This is a genomic window from Kitasatospora sp. MBT63 (genome assembly GCF_000710465.2).
In the GTDB taxonomy this organism is placed as follows: Bacteria; Actinomycetota; Actinomycetes; order Streptomycetales; family Streptomycetaceae; genus Kitasatospora.
Map to the genome: position 1 here is coordinate 30,724 of NZ_JAIZ01000648.1, position 2,553 is coordinate 33,276.

Here is a 2,553-nt window from a genome sequence, read left to right on the forward strand (position 1 = left end):
CAGCCGCCGGACCGCCCGGCCCGGGATCACCTGGGTCGAGCCCCTGGCGGCCAGCACCCGGTTGCCCCAGCCGGTCCCCCGGTCCACCGCCGCCATCAGGCCCAGCACCGCCAGGATCATCAGGCAGTACATGATGATCCACGTCGTCCGCGGGTACAGCTGGATCGCCTTGTTGTGCGCCATGTGCGAGGCGAACCAGAACCGCATCAGCCACGCACCCGCCAGCGTCGCCGCCGCCGCCCGCACCGCGATGTTCCTCAGCCCCAGACCGATGCCCAGCCCCACACCGGCGATCAGCAGCAGCGCGAACCCGGTCTGGCCGGCCAGCTCACCGGCCACCGGCCAGGTGTGGAAGTCCAGCGTCCCGGACCGGTCCGAGGCCCAGCCCAGCACGTACGCCGGATCGACGTACACCCCGAGGTAGGCGTAGCGGTCCGGTACCCCGGCGCCCAGCTTGACGATCTCGTACAGCAGCGGCGCGCCCACCACCGCCGCGGAGACCGCCGTGGTGGCGGCCAGGAGCAGGGCCCGCAGCACCGCCGTCCGGCCGCGGCGCCAGGGGAACACCGCGAGCGCGAGCAGGAGGACGCCGGGCGCCGCCCACAGGTACCAGCCCGAGTACCACAGGAACATCAGCCCGAACACCGCACCGAACCCCAGCCCCCGCAGCACCCCCGCCCGGACCGAGAAGTCCCCACTGCGCCGCAGCTGCCGCAGGCACGCCGCCAGCAGCGGAACCAGCATGATCATCACAACATGGCTGTACGGCCGGATCGGATCCAGGAACACCACCGCCGACGGCACCGCGATCGCGAGCGCCCAGAACGGACGCAGCATCAACCGCCACGCCAGGTACGACATCGGCCCCACCAGCGCACTGCACACGATCTGCAGATCGTGCAACGCGTACCCCGCACCACCCACACCGCCGTACCGGATCTCCGACCACGCGGCGATCGCCGCCGGGAACCCCGGCGGATAGACACCGGGCAGGTGGTGGCCGTGCAGCATGGAGTTGGCCATCGCGACCAGCGTGCTCGGGTCGCCGTCCTGGCCGCCGAGCGGCGCCGAGGTGCCGCTGAGCGCGAGCACCGTGCCGCCGGCGATCACGCCGGTGGACAGACCCGCGAGCGCCGCGCACACCAGCCGCTTCACCAGCTGGTGCCGCAGCACCGAACCCCGGTACGCGGTGTACACCAGCAGCGCCAGCAGCGGCAGACCGAGCAGCGCGACGTACAGCTGGAGTTCGGCGAGACCGCTGACCTGGTCGATCCGGACCAGGGGGTTCAGGTCGACCGTGGTGGACAGGGCCGCGAAGCCGAGTGCGGCCAGCAGGGCGGCCGATGCCTCGGCGGCCGCCCACCACGTGCGCCGGGACGGACGGCGGCGCCCGGCGGGCCGCGGGCCTCCCGGCTCCGGGCGGCGGGGAGCCGGTACCCGGGCCGAGAGGCGGCCCCGGACGGAGCGCCCGGGCCCGGGCGGAGCGGGTGCGTTCGTGGTCATGCGTCCCCCTGGATTGTCGGGCGGCCCCCGGGGCCGGCTCCGCGACCGTGCCGGCCCGACGGGCCGCGGTACGACGACCGGGGCCGGCGGAGTGCTCCGCCGGCCCCGGTCGTCGGCTCCGAGCCTACTTCTGCGCCTGGTCCAGCCAGGGGGCCTTGCGGCCGCAGACCGCCGGCCAGTCCGCCTCGGCCACGTTGCCGCACCAGATGTAGCCGTCGTCGGCGCTGGGCTTCCAGTCCTTGACGATCGGGTCGGCGCAGCGGGAGACGGGCGAGTACTTCGGGCACTTGCCGTTGGGCTTCTTGATCGTGTGGGCGCGCCAGGCGTCGAGGCCCATGGTGCCCTTGGACTGGTCCTCCGGCAGGTAGCGGTTGACCGACCAGGAGGCGCCCATGGTGGCGAACAGCGCGAGCGCGCAGACCATGCCGGCCGCGAGCTGGCGGATCACCCGGCCCGGGATGACCTGGGTGGTGGAGTCCTTGGCGGCCAGCGCCCGGTTGCCCCAGCCGGTCCCCCGGTCCACCACCGCCATCAGGCCCAGCACCGCCAGGATCATCAGGCAGTACATGATGATCCACGTCGTCCGCGGGTACAGCTGGATCGCCTTGTTGTGCGCCATGTGCGAGGCGAACCAGAACCGCATCAGCCACGCACCCGCCAGCGTCGCCGCCGCCGCCCGCACCGCGATGTTCCTCAGCCCCAGACCGATGCCCAGCCCCACACCGGCGATCAGCAGCAGCGCGAACCCGGTCTGGCCGGCCAGCTCACCGGCCACCGGCCAGGTGTGGAAGTCCAGCGTCCCGGACCGGTCCGAGGCCCAGCCCAGCACGTACGCCGGATCGATGTAGACGGTCAGGTAGGCGTAGCGGTCGGGAACGTCCGCGCCCAGCGTGAGGATCTGGTAGAGCAGCGGGGAGGCCACGGCCGCGGCGCCGACCAGAGTGACGCCGACGAACACCAGGGCCCGGATCACGGCCGTACGGCCCTTGCGCCACGGGAAGGTGCCCAGGGCGAGCAGGAGGACGCCGGGCGCCGCCCACAGGTACCAGC

The 2,553-nt window shown here is 73.2% G+C and carries 2 protein-coding genes; both read right to left on the reverse strand.

Features of this window, described 5'->3' with window-relative positions; genetic code table 11:
* Window positions 1-1,503: hypothetical protein (locus AA75_RS34150; protein WP_033824236.1), on the reverse strand; the 1,503-nt coding region annotated here is incomplete at its 3' end.
* 124 nt (window positions 1,504-1,627) lie between these two features.
* The coding region (locus AA75_RS34155; RefSeq protein ID WP_033824237.1) for a hypothetical protein at window positions 1,628-2,553 on the reverse strand (926 nt) is incomplete at its 5' end.